Origin of the sequence: Barrientosiimonas humi, from assembly GCF_006716095.1 — a bacterium.
GTDB lineage: Bacteria > Actinomycetota > Actinomycetes > Actinomycetales > Dermatophilaceae > Barrientosiimonas > Barrientosiimonas humi.
In genome coordinates this window covers 3020330-3040685 of sequence record NZ_VFOK01000001.1, presented here as the reverse complement: position 1 = coordinate 3040685, position 20356 = coordinate 3020330, and the positions used below count along the sequence as shown (strand labels likewise).

The 20356-nt window shown below is 72.8% G+C and carries 19 protein-coding genes; 5 read left to right on the top strand and 14 right to left on the bottom strand.

What is annotated here, in order from left to right; genetic code table 11:
* Positions 1 to 16: 16 nt before the first annotated feature.
* The 3 genes from FB554_RS14145 to FB554_RS14135 all read right to left on the bottom strand — a co-directional run bounded on the left by FB554_RS14145 (position 17) and on the right by FB554_RS14135 (position 1854).
* Positions 17 to 340, bottom strand: a complete 324-nt coding sequence (locus FB554_RS14145) for an ArsR/SmtB family transcription factor (RefSeq protein WP_142007037.1) — start codon at positions 338 to 340, stop codon at positions 17 to 19.
* A complete protein-coding gene (locus FB554_RS14140; RefSeq protein ID WP_142007036.1) occupies positions 337 to 774 on the bottom strand; it encodes an SRPBCC domain-containing protein in 438 nt (145 codons plus the stop codon). Before FB554_RS14140 ends, FB554_RS14145 begins: the two co-directional genes overlap by 4 nt.
* An 81-nt stretch (positions 775 to 855) precedes the next feature.
* Positions 856 to 1854, bottom strand: a complete 999-nt coding sequence (locus FB554_RS14135; protein WP_244937443.1) for an LLM class flavin-dependent oxidoreductase — start codon at positions 1852 to 1854, stop codon at positions 856 to 858.
* A gap of 137 nt (positions 1855 to 1991) precedes the next feature.
* Here FB554_RS14135 and FB554_RS14130 point away from each other — a divergent pair, with 137 nt between their 5' ends.
* Both FB554_RS14130 and FB554_RS14125 read left to right on the top strand, forming a co-directional pair.
* Positions 1992 to 3089, top strand: coding sequence for a DNA glycosylase AlkZ-like family protein (locus tag FB554_RS14130; protein WP_142007034.1), 1098 nt, complete (start codon positions 1992 to 1994; stop codon positions 3087 to 3089).
* 65 nt (positions 3090 to 3154) lie between these two features.
* Positions 3155 to 3808 carry an NAD(P)H-binding protein gene (locus tag FB554_RS14125; protein WP_142007033.1) on the top strand — a complete coding sequence of 218 codons (654 nt, stop codon included), beginning with the start codon at positions 3155 to 3157 and terminating at the stop codon, positions 3806 to 3808.
* 28 nt (positions 3809 to 3836) lie between these two features.
* On the opposite strand, the gene FB554_RS14120 is transcribed toward FB554_RS14125, so the two are convergent.
* From FB554_RS14120 to FB554_RS14105, 4 genes are all read right to left on the bottom strand, one after another.
* The gene (locus FB554_RS14120) at positions 3837 to 4781 is read right to left on the bottom strand and encodes a helix-turn-helix transcriptional regulator (RefSeq protein ID WP_142007032.1); all 945 of its coding nucleotides are present in this window, start codon (positions 4779 to 4781) and stop codon (positions 3837 to 3839) included.
* Between the two features lie 52 nt (positions 4782 to 4833).
* Positions 4834 to 6282 carry a sugar porter family MFS transporter gene (locus tag FB554_RS14115; protein ID WP_142007031.1) on the bottom strand — a complete coding sequence of 483 codons (1449 nt, stop codon included), beginning with the start codon at positions 6280 to 6282 and terminating at the stop codon, positions 4834 to 4836.
* 73 nt (positions 6283 to 6355) lie between these two features.
* Complete coding sequence (locus FB554_RS14110) at positions 6356 to 8353, bottom strand: acetoacetate--CoA ligase (RefSeq protein WP_142007030.1); 1998 nt, start codon at positions 8351 to 8353, stop codon at positions 6356 to 6358.
* Positions 8354 to 8388: 35 nt separating this feature from the next.
* Complete coding sequence (locus FB554_RS14105) at positions 8389 to 9681, bottom strand: DUF3533 domain-containing protein (RefSeq protein WP_170206892.1); 1293 nt, start codon at positions 9679 to 9681, stop codon at positions 8389 to 8391.
* A 238-nt stretch (positions 9682 to 9919) separates the two neighbouring features.
* Between FB554_RS14105 and FB554_RS14100 the strand changes: the two genes are divergently transcribed.
* Positions 9920 to 11329 (top strand): hypothetical protein, encoded by a 1410-nt coding sequence (locus FB554_RS14100; protein WP_236022409.1) that lies wholly within the window; start codon positions 9920 to 9922, stop codon positions 11327 to 11329.
* Positions 11330 to 11347: 18 nt separating this feature from the next.
* On the opposite strand, the gene FB554_RS14095 is transcribed toward FB554_RS14100, so the two are convergent.
* The gene (locus FB554_RS14095; RefSeq protein ID WP_142007027.1) at positions 11348 to 11608 is read right to left on the bottom strand and encodes a hypothetical protein; all 261 of its coding nucleotides are present in this window, start codon (positions 11606 to 11608) and stop codon (positions 11348 to 11350) included.
* Positions 11605 to 12627 carry an ATP-dependent 6-phosphofructokinase gene (locus FB554_RS14090; protein WP_142007026.1) on the bottom strand — a complete coding sequence of 341 codons (1023 nt, stop codon included), beginning with the start codon at positions 12625 to 12627 and terminating at the stop codon, positions 11605 to 11607. The genes FB554_RS14095 and FB554_RS14090 overlap by 4 nt, the downstream gene beginning before the upstream one ends.
* A gap of 127 nt (positions 12628 to 12754) precedes the next feature.
* Here FB554_RS14090 and FB554_RS14085 point away from each other — a divergent pair, with 127 nt between their 5' ends.
* Together FB554_RS14085 and FB554_RS14080 are read left to right on the top strand one after the other, a co-directional pair.
* Positions 12755 to 13723 (top strand): phosphotriesterase family protein, encoded by a 969-nt coding sequence (locus tag FB554_RS14085; RefSeq protein WP_142007025.1) that lies wholly within the window; start codon positions 12755 to 12757, stop codon positions 13721 to 13723.
* Positions 13720 to 15273 carry a class I adenylate-forming enzyme family protein gene (locus FB554_RS14080; RefSeq protein WP_142007024.1) on the top strand — a complete coding sequence of 518 codons (1554 nt, stop codon included), beginning with the start codon at positions 13720 to 13722 and terminating at the stop codon, positions 15271 to 15273. The genes FB554_RS14085 and FB554_RS14080 overlap by 4 nt, the downstream gene beginning before the upstream one ends.
* A gap of 15 nt (positions 15274 to 15288) precedes the next feature.
* Here FB554_RS14080 and FB554_RS14075 read toward each other — a convergent pair whose 3' ends face one another.
* The 5 genes from FB554_RS14075 to FB554_RS14055 all read right to left on the bottom strand — a co-directional run bounded on the left by FB554_RS14075 (position 15289) and on the right by FB554_RS14055 (position 20301).
* The gene (locus tag FB554_RS14075; RefSeq protein ID WP_142007023.1) at positions 15289 to 16566 is read right to left on the bottom strand and encodes a Fic family protein; all 1278 of its coding nucleotides are present in this window, start codon (positions 16564 to 16566) and stop codon (positions 15289 to 15291) included.
* A gap of 78 nt (positions 16567 to 16644) precedes the next feature.
* The gene (locus FB554_RS14070) at positions 16645 to 17187 is read right to left on the bottom strand and encodes a cysteine hydrolase family protein (protein WP_142007022.1); all 543 of its coding nucleotides are present in this window, start codon (positions 17185 to 17187) and stop codon (positions 16645 to 16647) included.
* Positions 17184 to 18647 (bottom strand): purine-cytosine permease family protein, encoded by a 1464-nt coding sequence (locus tag FB554_RS14065; protein ID WP_142007021.1) that lies wholly within the window; start codon positions 18645 to 18647, stop codon positions 17184 to 17186. Before FB554_RS14065 ends, FB554_RS14070 begins: the two co-directional genes overlap by 4 nt.
* Before the next feature lie 55 nt (positions 18648 to 18702).
* Positions 18703 to 19164: a hypothetical protein gene (locus FB554_RS14060; protein WP_142007020.1), complete on the bottom strand. Its 462-nt coding sequence runs from the start codon at positions 19162 to 19164 to the stop codon at positions 18703 to 18705.
* Positions 19165 to 19185: 21 nt separating this feature from the next.
* On the bottom strand, positions 19186 to 20301 hold the full coding sequence (locus FB554_RS14055; RefSeq protein WP_142007019.1) for a serine hydrolase domain-containing protein: 1116 nt from the start codon (positions 20299 to 20301) through the stop codon (positions 19186 to 19188).
* Positions 20302 to 20356: the final 55 nt, after the last annotated feature.

Here is a 20356-nt window from a genome sequence, read left to right as displayed (position 1 = left end):
GAGTGACGCGACACACTCAGTCGCGCGCCGACTCCGCCGCGCGCTTGAGGGCCAGCAGCGCGCGGTCCCACTGGGCTGCCACAGCGTCGAGGTCGCGCGCGGTGGCGCGCAGCCGCTCGGGGCGCACGGTGAACCGCACCTCGCGCCCCGAGCGCCGTGACCCGACCAGGCCGGCGCCGGTGAGCACCCGCAGGTGCTTCAGCACGCCCTGCCGCGAGATGCCGACGCCCTCGGCGATGTCGCCGGCGGTGCGCCCGTCGGCCTCCGCCAGCAGCTCGAGGATCGTCTGCCGGTTGGGGTCGGCCAGCGCCGCGAACGTGTCGGGGTCGAGCCGGCTCATCGCTCCAGCGCGGTCTTCGCGGCGGCCAGCTCCTGCTCCCAGCCGGCCACGTTCTCGCCGTACGTCCTCGTCGCCTCGGCCGCGTCGGCGTACGCCGCGAACCCGGACTCCACGACCGTGACGAGCACGCCGTCGCCGGTCTGCTCGAGGGTGAAGTCGATGCGTGTGCGCGGGGCGTCGGTCTCGTCGCTGCGGCCCGAACCCCATTGGAAGGCAACGCTTCTCGGCTCGTCGGTGGCGAGCGTGCGGATGGGGTAGTCCGCGCCCTTCCAGTGCAGGGTCGTGGTGTCGCCTTCGACGGTCGTGTCGTGCTCGAAGACCTCGCCGTCGTTGATCCACCACCCGGGGGTGGAGACGAGACGCCACACCAGGTCGACGGGCGCGTCGATCGTGATCTGCCGGCGGATGCTGTCCTGAACGGTGCTGGTGCTCATGGGATCTCCTCGTCCGATATGTGCAACTCTACGGTTGCACACGCGAGCACCCACTTGCAACCCCCAGGTTGCACCGAGTGGTTACGCCTGCCAGGCCTGGGCCAGCAGCTCGAAGCTGCGCAGCCGGTGGGCCGGGTCGAAGGCGTACGTCGTCACGATCAGCTCGTCGACCTCCAGGTCGGCGACGATCGCCTCGAGCTGGCGCACCACCGTCTCGGGCGACCCGACGGCGCGCACCGCCTGGAACCCGTCGACGAAGCGCGCGACCTCCGGCCCGATCGCGGCGTCGAGGTCGTCCACCGGCGGCTGCAGCTTGACCCGCTGCCCGGTGCGGATGCCGGCGGCCATCTGCTGGGCGGTGGTGAACAGGAACGCCGCCTCCTCGTCGGTCGGCGCGACCAGCACGTTCACCCCGGCCATGCTGTACGCCTGCGGCAGCTGAGCGGTCTCGAACTCGGTGGAGAAGCGCTCGCGGTAGAGCGCCAGCGCCTGGTGCCGCAGCTGCGGGGCGAAGTGCGAGGCGAACGCGTACGGCAGGCCGAGGTAGGCCGCGACCGCGGCGCCGTCCAGGCTCGAGCCGAGCATCCACAGCGGCACCTGCGTGCCCTGGCCGGGCAGCGCGCGCACCTGCTGACGCAGCTGCTCCTCGTCGCGCGGCGCGAGATAGCGGTGCAGGTCGACGACGTCCTGCACGAACGTGTCGGTCGTCGCCGCGCCGCGCCGCAGCGCCGCTGCGGTGATCGGGTCGGTGCCCGGCGCGCGACCCAGCCCCAGGTCGATCCGGTCGCCGTACATCTCCGCCAGCGTCCCGTAGTACTCCGCGACCATGAGCGGGCTGTGGTTCGGCAGCATGACGCCACCGGAGCCGAGCCGGATGCGCTCGGTGTGCTCGGCGGCGCGGCCGATCAGCAGCGACGTCGCGGACGAGGCGAACGCCACGGAGTTGTGGTGCTCGGCGTACCAATACCGTTGGTATCCAAGGGAATCGGCGAGGCGGGCCAGCTCCAGCGACTGGTCGATCGCCTCGCGCGCCCCGGTGCCGGACGCCACCGGCACGAGGTCGAGCACGGACAGCGGCACACGGGACGAACTAGGCACGTCAGGTGCAGCAGCGCCCGCCCGCCCGCTATTCCCCACCCCCACGCTGGTCGAGCAGCCGCGAGGTGCCGAGCGGCGTATCGAGACCCACGCGCCCCGATCCCGGCCATGATGACCTCATGCCCCGCCCGAAGGTCACCCGAGCCCAGGCCCTCGCCTGGCGCCTGCGCCGCCAGCACCTGCTCGACGGCGCGGCCGACCCCGACGAGGTGGTGCGCACCCTCGGCATGCTGGCGATCTTCGGGAGCGACCCCGACCTGGCCGTACGCCGCCGGCTGGCCTCGCCCGGCCCGCCCGGTGAGGTGCAGCGGGCGCTGGGCGAGGGCCGACTGCTGCGCACCTGGGCCCGGGGTGCGGTCAGCCTGATGGAGCCGGCGACCGCCGGCCGCTTCCTGGTGATCCGGGCCGCCGGGCGGCAGTGGGCGCGCAAGAGCTGGGTCGAGTTCTACGACCTGCAGCCCGACGACTGGCCGGACCTGCGCGAGATCGTGCGCGGCGTGGTCGCCGACGGACCGGTGCCGCCGCAGGCCGTCGCCGACGCGCTCGCGCGCTCGCGCCGGTTCGCCCATCTGGCACCGCAGTTCGCCGAGCCCAACATCACCCTGCTCAAGCCGTTCTCCTGGCAGGGCGACATCGTGCTCGGGCCCGGCCTCGACGGCCCGATGCTGCTGCAGAGCCCCGAGGCCACCCGCGGCTGGCGCGGTCTGCCCGACCTCGCCGAGGCCGGGCGCGCCGCGGTGCTGGACTACTTCGCGGCCTACGGCCCGGCGACCAGGGCCGACGTGCACCACTGGCTCGGCGACGGGCTGAGCGCGGGTCGGTCGCGCGTGGAGCGGTGGCTCGACGACGTCACCGACCGGCTGGTCGAGGTCGACGTCGACGGCGAAAAGGTCTGGCACGCGGGCGATCTCGTCGACCAGCTGCTCGAGACGGAGCCGGCCGGGCGGGTCGTCCTGCTCCCCGGCAAGGATGCCTGGGTCTTCGGCCCCGGCACCAAGCACACCTGGGTCGTGCCGCCGGCCACGCGGCAGGACATGACGCGCGGGGTCGCGCCGATCGTGGTCGACGGCGTGGTGAGTGGCACCTGGCGGGTCGGCGACGACACGCTGCACACCGCCTGGCTGGACGAGCCGAGCGCGACGGTGGCGAAGGCGTACGACGCCGAGGTCGCCCGCCTGTCCGCCCTGGTCGGGCGCGAGCTCACCCCGAGCGGGTAGCCCCCGGCCCGCGCATCTCCCCACGGGTGGTCGTGCGCGAAGGGGCGGCGACATACGGTTTGGGCATGGCTTCGATCCTCATCTTCGGCGGGCACGGCAAGATCGCCCTCCTCGCCGAGCCGCTCCTCGTCAACGCCGGGCACACCGTCGACGCGGTGATCCGCAACCCCGACCACCGCGACGAGGTGGCCGCGACCGGGGCCAACCCGATCGTCGCCGACGTGGAGCAGCTCGAGCCCGAGGACATGCAGGATCTCGTCGAGGGGCACGACGTCGTGATCTGGTCGGCGGGGGCCGGCGGCGGCGACCCCGAGCGCACCGAGGCGGTCGACCGGGACGCCGCGATCCGGTCGATCGGCGCCTCCCAGGTGGCCCAGGTGCCGCGCTACGTGATGGTGTCCTACTTCGGCGCCGGCCCCGACCACGGAGTTCCGGAGGACGAGGGCTTCTTCACCTATGCCGAGGCGAAGGCCGCGGCCGATGCCTATTTGCGCGCCGCCGACGTCGACGCGGTGGTGCTGGGTCCCAGCCGCCTGCTCGACGAGCCGGGCACCGGCACGGTCAGCGTCGGCGACACCGAGGGCACCGGGGTGCCGCGCGCCGACGTCGCCGCCGTGATCGCGGCGGTCGTCGACAACCCCGAGGTCAAGAACGTCACGTTCGAGTTCAACGCCGGCGACGTGCCGGTGGCCGAGGCCGTCCAGAGCCTGGTGGAGTGACCACCGGGGGCCGTACGCCCTCGCCGGCTCACCCCGCCGACTCGCCCAGCTGCCGGCCGAGCTCGCGCACGGCCTGACGCAGCGGCTCCGACCCGACCACCCGCCACGGCACCTCGATGGTCGCCAGCTGGCGGGCGAACCAGTCGGGCGTGTTCGTCGTCGCCCGCAGGCGCGACTGCGAGTCCCCCACGGGCTCAAGGCTTCCCAGGCTGCGCCGCACCCAGTAGCGCGCCTGCTCGACCGGCGCGTCGATGATCACCTCGACCTCGTGCTCCCAGCCCTGGGCCAGGTGGTCCTCCAGCGCGGTGAGGGCGTCCAGGTCGTCGGGCGGGTCGAAAACCGTTGGCAGCGCGTGGATCTCGTCGATGCGGTCGGCCCGTAGCACTCGCTGCGCTCCGGCGGTGTGCGACCAGCACAGCAGGTACCACCGGCTGTGCCGCAGCACGACCGCCCACGGGTCGACCTCCATCTCGCGGGTCTTCTCGCCGATGCGGTAGTCCAGCCGCAGCCGGCGCCCCGCCGCGCACGCCAGCACCAGCCGCGACGTGAGGTCGGGGTCGAGCTGCGGCCGGATGCTCGGCGCCGCCGTGCGCTCCCACGTGCTGCGCACCGGCTCGGCCAGCTCGCGCGGCAGCACCCGCACCAGCTTGGCGATCGCCGCGCCGACCGGGTCGGACGGCTCGGCCGCCGCGCGGTGCCCCTCCAGCGCCGCCATCACCAGCCCGAGCGACTCGGCGGGGGAGAGCATGAGCGGGGCGAGGCGCAGGCCGCGGCCGACGCGATACCCGCCGTACGGCCCGGTCGTCGACTCGATCGGCAGGTCGGCCTCGCGCAGCGTGCCGACGTAGCGGCGGGCCGCCCGCTCGGTCACGCCGAGCCGCTCGCCCAGCTGCTGGGCGGTGATGCCGGGGGTGTTCTGGATCGCCTCGAGGGCCAGCAGGGCTCGCGCGGTCGGGTTGGCGGCGCGGGGCATGCGCGACCTCCTGGTCGATGGCGTACGCCCACCAAGCCTGCCGCACGCACGCTCAGCCGGTCATGTCCTCCAGCTCCTTGCCCTTGGTCTCCTGCACGAACTTCTTCACGAAGATCAGCGAGAGCAGGGCGAAGAGGCAGTAGAGGCCGTACGCCAGGCCGAGCGAGACGTCCTTGAGCGACGGGAACGACACGGTGATCAGCCAGTTCGCGACCCACTGGGCACCCGCGGCCAGCGACAGGGCGGCGGCGCGGATGCGGTTGGGGAAGGTCTCGCCGAGCAGCACCCACACGATCGGTCCCCACGACATGCCGAACGCGATGACGAAGACGTTGGCCGCGACCAGCGCGATCGGCCCCTGCGCCCCCTCGAGCACCGGGGTGACCTCGCCGGCGGCGTTGGTGACGGTCGAGGCGGTGCCGAACACGAGGGCCATGACACCGAGCGAGATCGTCATGCCGATCGAGCCGATGATCAGCAGCGGCTTGCGCCCGATGCGGTCGACGGTGGCGATCGCGATGAGCGTGGTAAGGATGTTGACCACCGAGGTGATGACGGTGATCTTGAACGAGTCGTCCTCGCTGAACCCGACGGCCTCCCACAGCACGTTGGAGTAGTAGAAGATCACGTTGATCCCGACGAACTGCTGGAAGACCGACAGCCCGATGCCGATCCACACGATCGGCATCAGACCCATCGCCGGGCCCTTGATGTCGGCCATCGACGGCTTCTTCTCGCGGGAGAGGCTGCGCTGGATCTGGTCGATCTTGATGTCGAGGTTCTTCTGCCCGAGCAGCGTGGTGAGCACCTTGCGCGCCTCGGGCACCTTGTGCGTCGCGACGAGGTAGCGCGGCGACTCGGGGATCGTCAGCGACAGCACGCCGTAGATCACGGCCGGGATGGCCATCGCGAAGAACATCCAGCGCCAGGCCTCGAGACCGAGCCACAGCTCCTCGCTCGACCCGCCGGCGGCCCGCGCGAGCAGGTAGTCGATGAGCAGCGACATGAAGATTCCGGACACGATCGCGAGCTGCTGCAGCGAGCCGAGGCGGCCACGGATCTTGGCCGGCGCGATCTCGGCGATGTAGGCCGGCGCGATGACCGAGGCGGCTCCGACGCCGAGGCCGCCGACGATGCGGAAGATCACGACCATCATCAGGCTGTTGGCGAAGCCGGTGCCGAACGCGGAGATGAAGAAGAGCACGGCGGCGAGCTTCATCACCGACAGGCGGCCGACCCGGTCGGCGAGCCGCCCGGCGAAGACCGCGCCGGCTGCGGCGCCGAGAAGTGCTGAGGCGACAGCGAACCCGAGCTCGGCGGACCCGACCTGGTACTCCCGCTCGATGGCCGAGACCGCGCCGTTGATGACCGCGCTGTCATAGCCGAACAGGAAGCCGCCGAGGGCGGCGACCGACGCGATGCGCACCGCGCTGCGGCCGGTGCTGGTGTCTGACTCGTCGTAGATGGACTCGGCTTCCGGGGCCGGGCCGTGCTCGCTCATGGGGACCTCCTGCTCCGGCCGCGCGGCCGGCGGTGCCGGTCAGGCGGAAGGCGTGTTGCGGAACAGGAAAACGCTACTCCCCCTGAGCCGTTGGCGGCGCGCCCCGCCCGAGGCCGACGTACGTCCGCAGCAGCTCGGGCCGGTCGACGGCCTGAGCCTGGGCCACCTTCTCGAGCGCAGCCCCCTGCAGCAGCCGCTTCACCGGCACCTCCAGCTTCTTGCCCGTGCGGGTGTGCGGGACGCCCTCGACCGCGATCACCTCGTCGGGCACGTGCCGCGGCGACGCGGCGCGCCGGATCTCCTCGCGCAGCTCGGCCACGAGCTCGTCGGTGAGCTCCTGACCGTCGGCGAGGTGCACGAACAGCGGCATCCAGTAGCCGCCGTCCGGGAGCTCGCACCCGACCACGAGCGCCTCGACCACGGCGGGGTGGCGCTCGACCGCGGCATAGATGTCGGCGCTGCCCATGCGCACGCCGTTGCGGTTGAGCGTCGCGTCGGAGCGACCGTGGATCACGACCGACCCGCGCTCGGTGACCGTGATCCAGTCACCCTGCCGCCACACGCCGGGGTAGGTCGCGAGATACGAGTCCTGATAACGGGATCCGTCGTCATCGCCCCACAGCCGCAGCGGCATGCTCGGCATCGGCCGGGTGACGACGAGCTCACCGACCTCCCCGACCAGCGGCCGGCCCTCGTCGTCCCACGCGGCCACCGCGACGCCGAGGCACCGGGTGGAGATCTCGCCCGGCCAGACCGGCACGAGGGGCGCGCCGGAGACGAACGCGCTCGCCACGTCGGTGCCGCCGCTCAGCGACCACAGCGGCAGGTCACCGACGTGGTCGCGCACCCAGGCGAAGGAGTGGGCGGGCAGCGGCGCGCCCGTCGAGCCCATCGCCCGCAGCCGCGACAGGTCGTGCTCGCGCGCGGGGTCGAGCCCGGCGCCCTCCGACGCCTGCAGGAATCCAGGGCTCACCCCGAACAGCGTCACGCCGTGGTCGGCCACGATCTGCCACAGCCGGTCGGGGCTGGGGTGGGTCGGTGAGCCGTCGTAGCAGACCACGCTCGCGCCGACCGCCAGCGCGTGCAGCTGGGTGTTCCACATGACCCAGCTCGGGGAGGTGAACCAGAAGTAGCGGTCGCCCGGCTGCAGGTCCTCGTGCAGCCCGGCGGTCTTCAGCGCCTCGACCAGCACGCCACCGTGGCCGTGCACGAGGCCCTTGGGCAGCCCGGTCGTCCCTGAAGAGAACAGCACCCAGAGGGGAGCGTCGAACGCGAGCGGCACCGGACGTACGGCGGGGTCGGGGCCGGCGACCGCGTCGTCGTACGACATCCAGCCCGCGGCCGCGACGGGGGCGGTCGGGGCGCCCGCGGGCGAGGAGTCACGACCGCTCCGCCGCACCATGACGCCGAGGCGCACGAAGGGAAGCGCTGCCCGCAGCTCCTCGCTGGCCGCGACCCGGTCGTGAGCGGTGCCGTTCCAGGTGTAGCCGTCGGCGCAGACCAGCGCGACCGGTTCGAGCTGGCCGAAGCGGTCGACGGCGGCACCCGGGGCGTAGTCCTGCCCCACGCTGGTCCAGGTCGCGCCCACGGTCGCCGTCGCGAGGAAGGCGACGATCGCTTCGCCGACGTTGGGCAGGTATCCCGCGACCACGTCGCCCTCGCCGATCCCGTTGCGGCGCAACGTCGTTGCGAGCCCGAGCGCCTCGGTGGTCAGCTGCGCCCGGGTCCACTCCCGCGCTTCCCCGGACTCGTCGACCGACACGACCGCGACCTCGTCGGGGTCGCCCTGGTCGAGGATCCAGCCGCCGAAGTTGACCTGCGCTCCGGTGAACCAGCGGGCGCCCGGCATCGCCTCGTCGGCGAGCACCTGGTCGTAGTCGCCCGCGATCCCGAAGAAGTCCCACACCGCCGCCCAGAACTCCGGCAGGTGCGCGACCGACCACTGCCAGAGGTCGTCGTACGTCGGGAGCGCCACCCCGTGCCGGCTCTCCACCAGCCGTCGGAAGGCGGTCATCCGGGACCGCTCGACGCGGTCCGGGCTGGGCAGGTAGATCGGCTGCGGCTCGCTCACATCCGCACGCTAGACCCCGCCCCGCCCGAGCCGCCTCAACCGCGCTCGCGCACCTGCGCGCCGGAGTCGGCGCCCGAGCCGGTGCCGGACTCCTCGTCCACCACCTCGTCGTCCCCGTCACCGATCTCGCGCCGGTCGTCGGCGCCGTCGGACTCCTCCGCCGCACCAGCGCCGCTGCGGTGCCGCCCCGCCGGCTCGTCGCCGGGACCCCACACGTCACGCTTCATGCCCCAGTAGACCCGGGCGGCGACGCCGAAGTAGATGACCAGCCCGAGCACCATCCAGGCCAGCAGGACCATCAGGTCGCGGCCGACGCTCTCGCCGCCGAAGTAGACGATCGAGCGCACGGCGTCCACGCCGGCACCGTTCGGCAGCCACGCCCCGACCGAGGCCCACGGCTCGGGCAGCAGCTCGTAGGAGTACGCCCCGCCCGCGCTGGGATTGCCGACCACGACGAAGATCAGGATCGCCAGGCCGATGCCGACGACGCCGAACAGCGCGGCCGCGCCGTACGTGAAGAACCCGGCGGCCAGCACCACGAGCGTGCCGAGCCCGGCGATCTGCCAGAAGTGCCCGGTCAGCGACTCGAACCACAGGTCGACGATGGCCGCGCCGGCGATGCCCGAGGCGGCGGCGTAGACGACCGCGCCGGCCAGGCGCCACAGCGCGCGCCGGAAGTTGCGCGACCGGTTGCCCGCGCGGATGCCGAGCAGCGAGGCCATCAGGTATCCGCCGACCAGCCAGCCGACGACGAGGTAGAACGCGGTCAGGCCGCGGCCGTCCTTGGGCAGCGCGGGCACGACGTCCTCGACCCGCAGCGTGCGCTGCTGGCTGGCGTCGACCCGCTCCAGCACGGTCTGCGCCGCGGAGGCGAGGCTCGCCCCGTGCGCGGTCGCGACGAGCAGGGTGTCCTGCGTCGTCTGCGGGTTCACGATGTACGCCGTCTGCACCTCTCCCGTGCGCACCTGCTCGCGCGCGTCCTGGGCCGAGGTCGCGGTCGTCGCCTCGAGCGGCCCGTCGGGGAGGGCGTTGAGCCGCTGCGCCGTCTGGGTCGCGAACTGAGTGGTCGGCCCGGCGACCGCGACCGAGATGCCCTGCGGCTTGGGGTCGTGGAACGCGCCGACGTAGGACGCGATGAACGCGGCCTGCAGGAGGAAGCACGCGACGAAGATCCCCACGACACGCGGGGAGAGCATCTCGCGCACGCGCTCACGCGTCGGCTCGTCGGTGCTGCGCTCGTACCCGGGCCGCGGCCCGCGCACCTGGCGGGTCTTGACCGGCACCGACGCGTCGTCGGACCGTGCCTCGTCGGCGCTGTGCTTGCCCACTGGTGGCCTCCCCTGATGCAGGACTGCAGAACTCTTCCACGATGCCAGAGCCGCGCGGGGTCGCAGGGCCATCGCGGCCCCGGGAGCGCATGAGCCTCGTCACCGTTTCCTACCTGCGAGTAACCCGGCGTGCGTGGTGTGCTCGGAGACGGCGACCAGGCGCCAGGAGGAGCTGAGGCAGCGGATGACGACGTCGGGTGTGGTGTTCCCGAGGAGCGGGGACGGACGGAGTACGAGCGTGGTCGGCCGGGAGGTCGTCGGCGCGGCGCTCGAGGCGGCCGACCCGGTGAGCGCCGCCGCGGTGCGCGGCGAGACCGCCTGGCGGACGGCGTACCCCGGGCACTTCCGTCGTCTCGTCGAGATCGCCGCGCACGCTCCGCAGCGGACCGTCCCGTCGGCGCGGGCGGGGCTCGACCGGCTGCACTCTGCGATGCGCTGGGAGCCGGCGCCCGGCGGCGACGACGAGCCGCTGGCCGCGGCGCTCGACGCGCAGGGAGCCACGCTCGCCACCGAGGTGGTCGAGGGCGGCGCAGAGCCCGAGCGCGAGCTGTCGATCCCGTTGCGCGGCAAGCGGATCCGTGGCGCGGAGCTGACGCGACAGCTCGACGACTGGGTCGACGCGGGCGTCATGGAGCCGGGGGCGCGCGAGGCGGTCCGGCGAGTGCAGGACAACCCCGACTGGCTGCGGCTCGAGGGCCGCACCCTCGTGGTGCTGGGCGCGGGCGCCGAGATGGGTCCGCTGCGGGCGGTGCTGCGCTGGGGCGCGACCGTCGCCGCCGTCGACCTGCCGCGGCCGCAGCTGTGGCGCGGCGTGCTCGCCGACGCGACCGAGCGCGCGGGCCGGCTGCTGCTTCCGGTCGGGGCCGACTCCACGGGCGAGCTCGAGCAGCGAGCCGGCGCCGACCTGCTGCACGACCCGGCCGCTGTGGCCCGCTGGCTCGGCACCGTCGACGGCCCGCTCGTGCTCGGCAACTACGTCTACGCCGACGGCGGCACCAACCTGCGTCTGGCTGCCGCGGTCGACGCGCTGACCGAGCGCGTCGCGGCCGAGCGAGACGACTCGGCGCTGGCCTTCCTCGCCACGCCGACCGACGTCTTCGAGGTGCCGGGCGACGCGGTCGCGCAGTCGCGGCAGGCGTACGCCGACGCCGGGTTCACCCGGTTCGTGCGGGCTCCGCTGCGTGCGGCGTCGGGCGGCCGGCTGCTGCGCAGGCAGTACGCCCCCGGCCTCGACGGGCCGCTCGTGTCCGACGCGATCGTGCCGCAGCAGGGCCCGAACTATCTGCTGGCCAAGCGGATTCACCGGTGGCGGGCGACGTCCGCCGCGGCGGACGGGCGCCTGGTGTCGATGACCGTCGCGCCGCCCACGCGCACCCGCTCGGTGACCAAGAACCGGGCGCTCGCCGCGGCCTACGCGGGCGCTCACCGGTTCGGCGTCCAGGTGTTCGAGCCCGCGACCGCGAGCACGCTCATGGCGGCGATGCTCGTGCACGACCTGCACACCGGTGGCGTGGCCGCCCGACCCGGCACCCCGCTCCAGGCCGAGTCGCACACCGCCGTGCACGGCGGGACCTGGCGGATCGCGTACGACCCCCGCTCGGCCCTCGGCATCGCTGCCCTGCTCGGCTGGGGCGCCGCCCGCCCGTGACGTCTCAGCGGCGCGGCGTCAGCGACGGGCGCGCAGCTTGCGCAGCGTCGCGCTCACGCCGCCCGCCAGCAGCGCCAGCCCGGCCACGGTCATCGCGACGTACGTGATCGTCAGTCCCGTGCCCGGCTCGCCGCCGAGCCCCTGTCCCGCGTAGCCGAGCAGCAGCAGACCCAGCCCGAGCATGAGCACGAGGGCGGGGGTGGACGTGCGCGGTCCGGTGAACGCCGACGTCAGACCGGGGTCGCGCCGGGTGCGGTGCTGACTCTGCTCGGGGTTCACCCGAACAGGATCGCAGCCTCGTCGTAACGCGCGCGGGGGACGGTCTTGAGGGTGCCGACGGCGTCGGTGAGCGACACGGTGGCGATGTCGATCCCGTCGAGCGCCACCATCGTCCCCCACTGCTCGGCGACGACCGCGTCGATCGCGCCGACGCCGAAGCGGGTGGCCAGCACCCGGTCGTACGCCGTCGGGCTGCCACCGCGCTGCAGGTGGCCGAGCGTCATCTGGCGGGTCTCGATGCCCGTGGCGTCCTCGATCATCGGGGCCAGTCGCTGCGCGACGCCGCCGAGGCGGGGCCGGCCGAACGCGTCCAGCCCGTGCTGCGCGACGGCTTCTTCCTCGCCGTCGAGCACGAACCCCTCGGCCACGACGACGACGGGGGCGCGCCCGCGGCGTTGCGCCTCGAGCACCCACTCCGTGATCTGGTCGAGGGTGGTCGCGACCTCGGGGATGAGGATCGCGTGCGCGCCCGACGCGAGCCCCGCGTGCAGGGCGATCCACCCGACGTGCCGGCCCATGACCTCGACGACCATGCAGCGGTGGTGGGCCTCGGCGGTCGTGCGCAGCCGGTCGATCGACTCGGTCGCGATCGACACGGCGGTGTCGAAGCCGAAGGTGTAGTCGGTGGCCGACAGGTCGTTGTCGATCGTCTTCGGCACCCCGACCACGTGGATGCCCTCGTCGGCGAGGCGCCGTGCGGCGGTGAGCGTGCCCTCGCCGCCGATCGCGATGAGCGAGTCCATGTCGTTCCTCGCCATGACCTCGCGCACCCGCTCGGGGCCGCCACCCTCGTACGGGTTCGTGCGGGACGTGCCGAGGATCGTGCCGCCCATTCCCGACAGGCCGCGAACTCGCTTGCGCTTCAACGGAAAGCAGTCGTCCTCGACGAGGCCGCGCCAGCCGTCGCGGATCCCCACGAACGACCGGTCGTGGATGCGGGTGCCCTTGATGACCGCCCCCCGGATCACTGCGTTGAGGCCGGGACAGTCGCCGCCGCTGGTCAGGATGCCGATGTGCACCCGTCCAGTGTCAGGGGCCCATGGCGTACGCGCGAGTCGTCTCAGGGTGTGAGTGGCCACCCCGTTCGTTCCCCACCGGGAGCGCCGGGGTGATAGCACGGGAGCAGGCCAGCGCGAGGAGGCGGTAGTGGCGACGGTGAGCACGATCCGTGGTCCGGTCGACGTCGACGATCTCGGACCGACGCTCATGCACGAGCACGTGTTCGTGGTCAACGAGGAGTACCGGCGCAACTACCCCGAGCACTGGGACGAGCAGCAGCGGTTCGACGACGCCGTCACCAAGCTGCGGGCGCTCACCGACGCTGGCGTGCGCACCATCGTCGACCCGACCGTGCTCGGGCTCGGCCGCGACGTCGAGCGGGTCGCGCGCATCAACGAGCAGGTCGACCTGCACATCGTCCCCGCGACGGGGCTCTACACCTACCGCGACCTGCCGTTCGTCTTCTCGCTGACCGGCCCCGGCACCATGCTCGGCGGCGAGGAGCCGATGACCCCGCTGTTCGTGAAGGACCTCACCGAGGGCATCGCCGGCACCGGCATCAAGGCGGCGTTCCTCAAGTGCGCGATCGAGGCGCACGGGCTGACCGAGGGGGTCGAGCGGGTGCTGCACGCGGTCGCCGACGCGCACGCACAGACCGGCGCGCCGATCACCGTGCACACCCACGCCGAGTCGCAGCAGGGGCTGGTCGTGCAGCGGGTGTTCCGTGAGCGTGGCGTCGATCTCACCAAGGTCGTCATCGGGCACAGCGGCGACACCACCGACCTGGACTACCTCGAGCGGCTGATCGACGCCGGGTCCTACGTCGGGATGGACCGGTTCGGGCTCGACATCCTGCTGCCGTTCGAGCAGCGCGTCGACACCGTCGCCCGGCTGTGCGCCAAGGGCTACGCCGAGCGCACCGTGCTCGCGCAGGACGCCTCCTGCTACATCGACTGGTTCCCGCCCGGTCTCCCCGAGCAGCTGCAGCCGCGCTGGAACTACACCCACATCCACGACGAGGTCCTGCCCGCGCTGCGCGCGCAGGGCGTCACGGAGGAGGACATCACCACGATGCTGGTCGACAACCCGCGCCGATACTTCACCCCGGTCGCATGACCGTCGACAACGACCTGATCGCCGAGATCCCGCGCAGGACAACGAGTTTCGACGACAGCAACCTGACGCTGGGCGACGACGGCATCACGCGCTACGCCGGGCTGCCGGTCTCGATGGTCCACCTGCTGCGCGACGCCGCTGCGGCCCACCCCGACGACGAGGCGGTCGTCGAGCTCGACGGCGGGCGGCTGACGTACGGCCGGCTGTGGGAGCGCGCGCAGCGGGTCGCCGGCGGCCTGCGCGCGGCGGGCGTGCAGGCGGGCGACCGCACGGCGATCCTGCTCCCGGCCGGCACCGACTGGACCCTCGCGTTCCTCGGGTCGATGGTCGCCGGCGCGATCGTGGTGCCGGTCAACACCCGCTTCGCCGAGCCCGAGGTGGCGTACGTCCTCGAGGACTCGGCGGCGGCGTACGTCTTCCGGCCGGGCGAGCCGCTGCCCGACGGCGACCCGGTCGTCGTCGAGCCCGAGCACGCCGACGTGGCCGCGATCTTCTACACCTCCGGCACGACTGGCCAGCCCAAGGGCGCGCTCACCACGCACGAGGCGTTCCTGTCCAACTGCGAGTCGATGCTGCGCGCGACGCCCGACGACGACCGCGACGCGGTCACCGGCCAGGCCTACCGCACGCTCATCTCGGTGCCGCTCTTCCACGTCACCGGCTGCAACTCCCAGCTCCTCACCGCGCTGTACGTCGGCGGCACCGCCGTCATCCTGCCCGCGCTCGACGTGGGCCGGCTGCTGCGCGCCGTGGGGGAGGAGCGGATCAGCGCGCTCACCACGGTCCCGGCGATCTACGGCCTCATGCTCGCCCACCCCGACTTCCCGAGCACCGACATCTCCTCGGTGCGGCGGGCGAGCTACGGCGGGGCGCCCATCGCCCCGGCGCTGGTGCACGCGATCAAGCGCGCGTTCCCAGAAGCGAGAGTTTCCAACGGTTTCGGGATGACCGAGACGGCTGCGCTGGCGTGCGGGCTGCCCGACGAGGAGGCCGCCGAGCACGCCGACTCGGTGGGTTGGCCGGTGCCGGTTGTCGATCTCGCGCTGTTCATGACCGACCCCGAGACCGGAGTCGGCGAGCTGCTCATGCGCGGGCCGACGATCACCCCGGGCTACTGGAACAAGCCGGAGAAGACGAGCGAGGCGTTCGTCGACGGGTGGCTGCGCTCGGGCGACCTCGCGCGGGTCGACGACGAGGGCCGTGTCTACATCGTCGACCGGGCCAAGGACATGATCAACCGCGGCGGAGAGAACGTCTACAGCGTCGAGGTCGAGAACGCCCTCGCCGGCGCCCCCGGGGTCGCCGAGGCCGCGGTCGTCGGCGTCGCCAACCCGGTGCTCGGCGAGGCCGTCGGCATGGTGCTCTACCCCCGCCCCGGGCAGACCGTCGACCCGCAGAACGTCCTGGCCTACCTGCGCGGCCGCATCGCCGACTACAAAATCCCGCAGTACGCCGTCGTGCGCGACGAACCGCTCCCGCGCAACCCCGGCGGCAAGATCCTCAAGCGCCCGTTGCGCGACAGCGACGACTGGGGCGACCGGCTCTGGTGACCGGCCACGTGGGGCTTACTGCCCGGGCGGCGCAGGCACCCCCGCGTGCGGCGGGCTCTCCCGCGTGTCGAACCGAGTGCTCGCCAGCCGACGCTCCGCCCACGTGATCAGCTCGAGGACGTCTGGCGCGACGTACGCCGTTCGTCCCGGTCCGATGGTCTTGGTCTGGAGGATCTCGGCGGCACGCAGCTCCTCCAGAGCTCGACCGGCGGCCTGACGCGAAACCGCGTGGATGCGCTCGACCGTCTGGATGGTGAGCACGGGGGTGGCGGGGAGCTCCTCGAGGATCGCGGCTGTCGCCGAGTCGCTGCGGAGTGCCCGCCGACCAGACCGGCGCTCGGTCAACCTGGCGACCCAGTCGGCCCGGACCTCGCGTAGCTCCGCGGCTAACTGTCGTGCCTGGGCCGCTGCTTCGACGGCGACCCCCGCGAACATCCCGACCCAGGCCGACCGGGCGGCCATCGCTTCGTCGGAGCCTGCTGGTGCCGTGTAGCGATAGGCGGTGAGTCCTTCCACATAGGCCTCGCGCAGCGTGGACAGGACGAGGCTCACCGGGAGGACGGCGTCGGACGTGAGGCCGCGGCGCGCGAGGACGGTGTGGATCAGCGCGCGTCCCACGCGACCGTTGCCGTCGGAGAACGGGTGGATGGTCTCGAACTGAGCGTGCACCAAGGCCGCCTGGACCAGCGGCGAGTGCGTGGCCCCCGCGAGGTAGCCGAGAAGATCGTCAAGCAGCTCCGGCACGAGCTCTGGCGGGGGTGGGACGAACTGCGCGTCGAGCGGGTGGTGGTCGGATCCTCCGATCCAGTTCTGCCGCGTGCGAACACCGTGCAGGTGTGGTTCGTCCAGCAGGAGCGCGCGCTGCAGCGCGACGAGGTCAGCCAGGACGACCGTGTCGGCTTCGTGCAGTCGAGTGGTGGCCTCCCGCACGACCGTCATGTTGTTGGCGACCAGCCGCGCCGGCTCGCTGACACCGCGCACGACCTCGGTCTGTCCCAGCTCGGCCAGGGCGACCTGCCTGGGCGACGGGGCGATGCCCTCAATGCGCGAGGAGGCGATGGCCTCCGAGCGGAGCAGGAAGCGGGAGATTCCGGCCAGATCGCGTCCCTCGCGGTCGAGCGCGCGCACGGCGGCCTCGGCTCGGGCGACAGCTCGGTCGACGGCGGCATCGGTGGACAGGGGGGCTCCGGACAGGCGGTCAGGAAGGTACGCCTGATAGTGCCCGGAGCGCCGGTCGCGTCGAGGGCCGCCGGTGAAGTCGTTCTCCCAGAAGCTGCGCCGCCAGTCCGCCATCTAGGTCCTTTCCGGGCGCACGGAGCCGTCGACGCAACTTTAACTCTTAAAGTTGCGCTGGTGGACCGTTGGTGCCCACTAAGGGCTTGTCCGACCTCGTCGCACCTCGATCAGCGGGGCGTAGAGCGCCATCACGTCCAGCGCCTTCGCGTGGTTCTGCGGGGTCGAGCCGGCGCAGGCGTCGGCGCGCACCACCACGCGCACCCCGGCGTCCGACATCGGCAGCGCGGTCGAGATCACGCAGCAGTCCGTGGCGACACCGACGAGCTCCACCGACCTCGCCCCGCCGAGGGCCCGCTGCAGCGCCGGCGCCCACTTGCCGAAGGTGGGCTCGTCGACCGCGGGGCGACCGGCGTACTCCGGGATCAGGGCGTAGAGCTCGCTGTCGGCCGGCGCCAGCGCGAACGGCCACTGCTCGTAGTACGCCACCCACGCCCCCGTCGGGCGCTCCGGCGCCACGAAGCGGGTGAAGACCGTCCGATCCGGGCCGTACGCCTGCACCCGCTCCGCGATGCGCGCTCGCGCATCCGCGAACATCGGTGAGCCCCAGTCGGATCCGGGGTCGGCGAAGACGTGCTGCAGGTCGACGCAGACCAGCGCGTCGCACAGTTCCACGCTCATGCTCGCGCTCCAGACTCCTGCTCGCGCACGGCTCCCCTGCTCAACAACAGCGTGCCGACCAGGCCGACGAGCAGCGCCACCAGCACCCCGAGGCCGGCGCCGGCCCAGGTGCCCTCCTTGCCGCCGAACGGCCCGAGCAGATAGCCCTGCCACCGCAGCCACGACGCGTTCGTGTTGGTCACCAGGCCCCAGCCGACGACGGTGCCGAGCAGCATCAGCCCGATCGCGCCCCACCGGACGGCGCCGTAGCGGCCGCGCGGGTCGTACAGGTCGGCGTCGGCATAGTCGCGACGGCGCAGCGCCATGTCACCGAGGAACACGCCGAGCCACGCGGCCAGCGGCACCCCGCCGGTGATGAGGAAGCCCTGGAACGGGCCGAGGAAGTCGGTCGCGAAGAACGTCACGAGCACCGCGCCGACCGTCATCAGCACCCCGTCGATGCCGGCCGCGACCGCCCGCGGCACGCGCAGCCCCATCGACAGCAGCGACAGGCCGCTGGAGTAGATGTCGAGCACGATGCCGCCGATCAGCCCCAGCACCACGACCACGACGAACGGGATCATGAACCAGGTCGGCAGCAGCCCGGCCAGCGTGCCGAACGGGTCGGCGGCGAGGCCGTCCATCGTCGCCTGCTCCGAGCCAGCGAGCAGCAGACCGAACACGAACAGCACCAGCGGCGCGACCGACGCCCCGAACGTCGTCCAGCCGACGACCCCCGCGCTGGACGCCGAGCGCGGCAGGTATCGCGAGTAGTCGGCGGCCGCGTTGGTCCACCCGAGCCCGAGCGCGGTCAGCAGCATCACGCCCGCGCCGAGGGTCGACGCGAGTGACCCCGACTCCAGCGTCGTGACCCGGGAGAAGTCGATGTGGTCGAGCGACAGCAGCATGTACGCGATCGTCAGCACCGCGGTCGCGAGCGTGATCCAGGTCTGCACCTTCATGATCGCCTGGTATCCGAAAACCCCTGCGAACACACTGATCCCGACGACGACCAGGATGATCAGCAGCTTCACGCCGGTGCCGCCGTCACCCCAGCCGAGGCGCTGCAGGGCGGCGCTGCCCGCCTGGGTCGCGAGCACGACCAGCACGATCTCCCACCCGACGAGCAGCATCCACGACACGAACGCCGGCAGCCGGTTGCCCTCGACCCCGAACGCCGCCCGGGACAGCACCATCGTCGGCGCCGACCCGCGCTTGCCCGCGAGCGACACCAGCCCGCACAGCAGGAACGAGCCGACGACGCCGATCACGCCGACGACCACGGCCTGCCAGAACGAGACGCCGAAGAAGAGCACGTAGGCGCCGTAGGGGATCGCGAGCACCGAGATGTTCGCGGCGAACCACGGCCAGAACAGCGACCGCGGCGTGCCGTGCCGCTCGGACTCGGCGATGACGTTCAGGCCGTTCGCCTCGACGGCGGCGGCCGCCCCCGTCCTGCGCGGGGCTGCTTCGGTGGACATGGGCGCCAACCTAGTGCGGCGACCGCGGACGTACGCCCGCTCGGACGCTGAAGACTCAGACGCTGAAGACCGGATGCGCGCCCTTCGGCGGCAGGCTCAGGTCGTCGGGGTCGCGGCCAGGCGCGCCGCCCGCGGCGACCACCCGGGTGCGCAGCTCGCGGTAGAAGTCCTGCACTCCGCCCTCGCCGTACGGCGACACCATGCGCAGCGAGAACGCCCGCCCGTCGGCCGGCGCCACCCAGACGGTGCCGAACGTGGAGATGCCGAGGTCGCGGACGGTCGCGAGGGTGGCCCTGCGCCGGCTGAACCGGCCCTGTGCGACGAGCTCGGTGTCGGTGACGCGCACCTTCCACCACGCGACGTCCGTCAGGGCGTACAGCCCGACGAGCAGGAAGACCAGCGCGGCCGGCTCGCCGCGCAGCACGCCGTACGCCCCGGTCGGCAGTGCCAGGAGCGTCCCCACGGCCATGGCGAACCGGCGACTCCAGTGCGGTCGCCCGACCAGTGCCTCAGCCACGCGCGCAGCGTAGCCACCCGGTCAGCCGGCCAGGGCCGCCTCCAGCACCGCGTCGGGGAACGGGCCGGCCATGCCGGCGAGGGAGGTGTTGGTGAGCTGCACGACGCTCACCCGCCGCTCGCGGTCGATGGCCCAGGCGTTGCCGTAGACCCCGCCCCACTGCACGCTGCCGGGGGTGAGCGGCGTCGTCTCGCGCGGCGTGATCACCGCCCAGCCGCGGCCGAACGCCCCGCTCACCCCCGGCGCGACCGGCCGCTTCACCCGCGGCTCGAGCATCCCCTCGACCGTCTCCGGGGACAGCACGCCTGCCCCGCCGGTGCGGACCGCCTCGAGCAGGCGCAGGAACCCCGCCGCGTCGCCGACCATCCCGCCACCGCCGGAGGGGAACTGGTCGGCGTCGAAGATGCGGCTCGGCGACAGCAGCAGCCCCGGCCCGCCGTCGGGCGTCGGCACCGGCACCCCGTCCCGGATCGGGGTGGGCGGCCGCCCGTCCTGGTACGCCGTCGCCAGGTCCGGCGTCGGCGTCACCGCGAACGCGGCCCGGCTCATCCCGAGCGGCCCCGTCACCAGCTCGGCCACCACGTCGGGGAACGCCGAGCCCGTGGCGGCCTCAGCGAGGCCGCCGAGCACGTCGTACGCGACGGAGTAGGCCCACGCGGCGCCGGGCGGGAAGAGCAGCGTGGAGCGCCCGATCCGCTCGACCTCCTCGGCCAGCGTGAGGTCGGTGAGGTCCATGCCGGCGGAGATGCCGAGAGCGGCGTACTCGCCTGTGGCGCCACCGAATCCGTACGTCAGCCCGGCGGTGTGGGTGAGCAGGTGGTCGACGGTGATGGCGGGCTCGGTGCCGTCGGCGAGGCGCGGGCGGAAGCTGGGCAGCCAGCGCGTCACCGGGCTGGTCAGGTCGAGCGTGCCGCGCTCGACGAGCGCCATCGTGGTGAGCGCGGTGATCGGTTTGGTCAGCGAGGCGTAGCGCAGCAGGTGGTCGACGCGCATCGGCCGCTGCTCGGCGAGGTCGGCGAAGCCGGCGGCGCGCTCGTGCACCACCTCTCCGTCGCGGGCGACCAGCACGACGGTGCCCGCGATCACCTCGTCGGCGATGGCTCGGTCGATGACGGCGTCGAGTTCAGGGATGCTCATGCCAGACCCAACGCCCGCGACGCCCTCACCCTTTCCGGTGGCGCGTAACGTTACC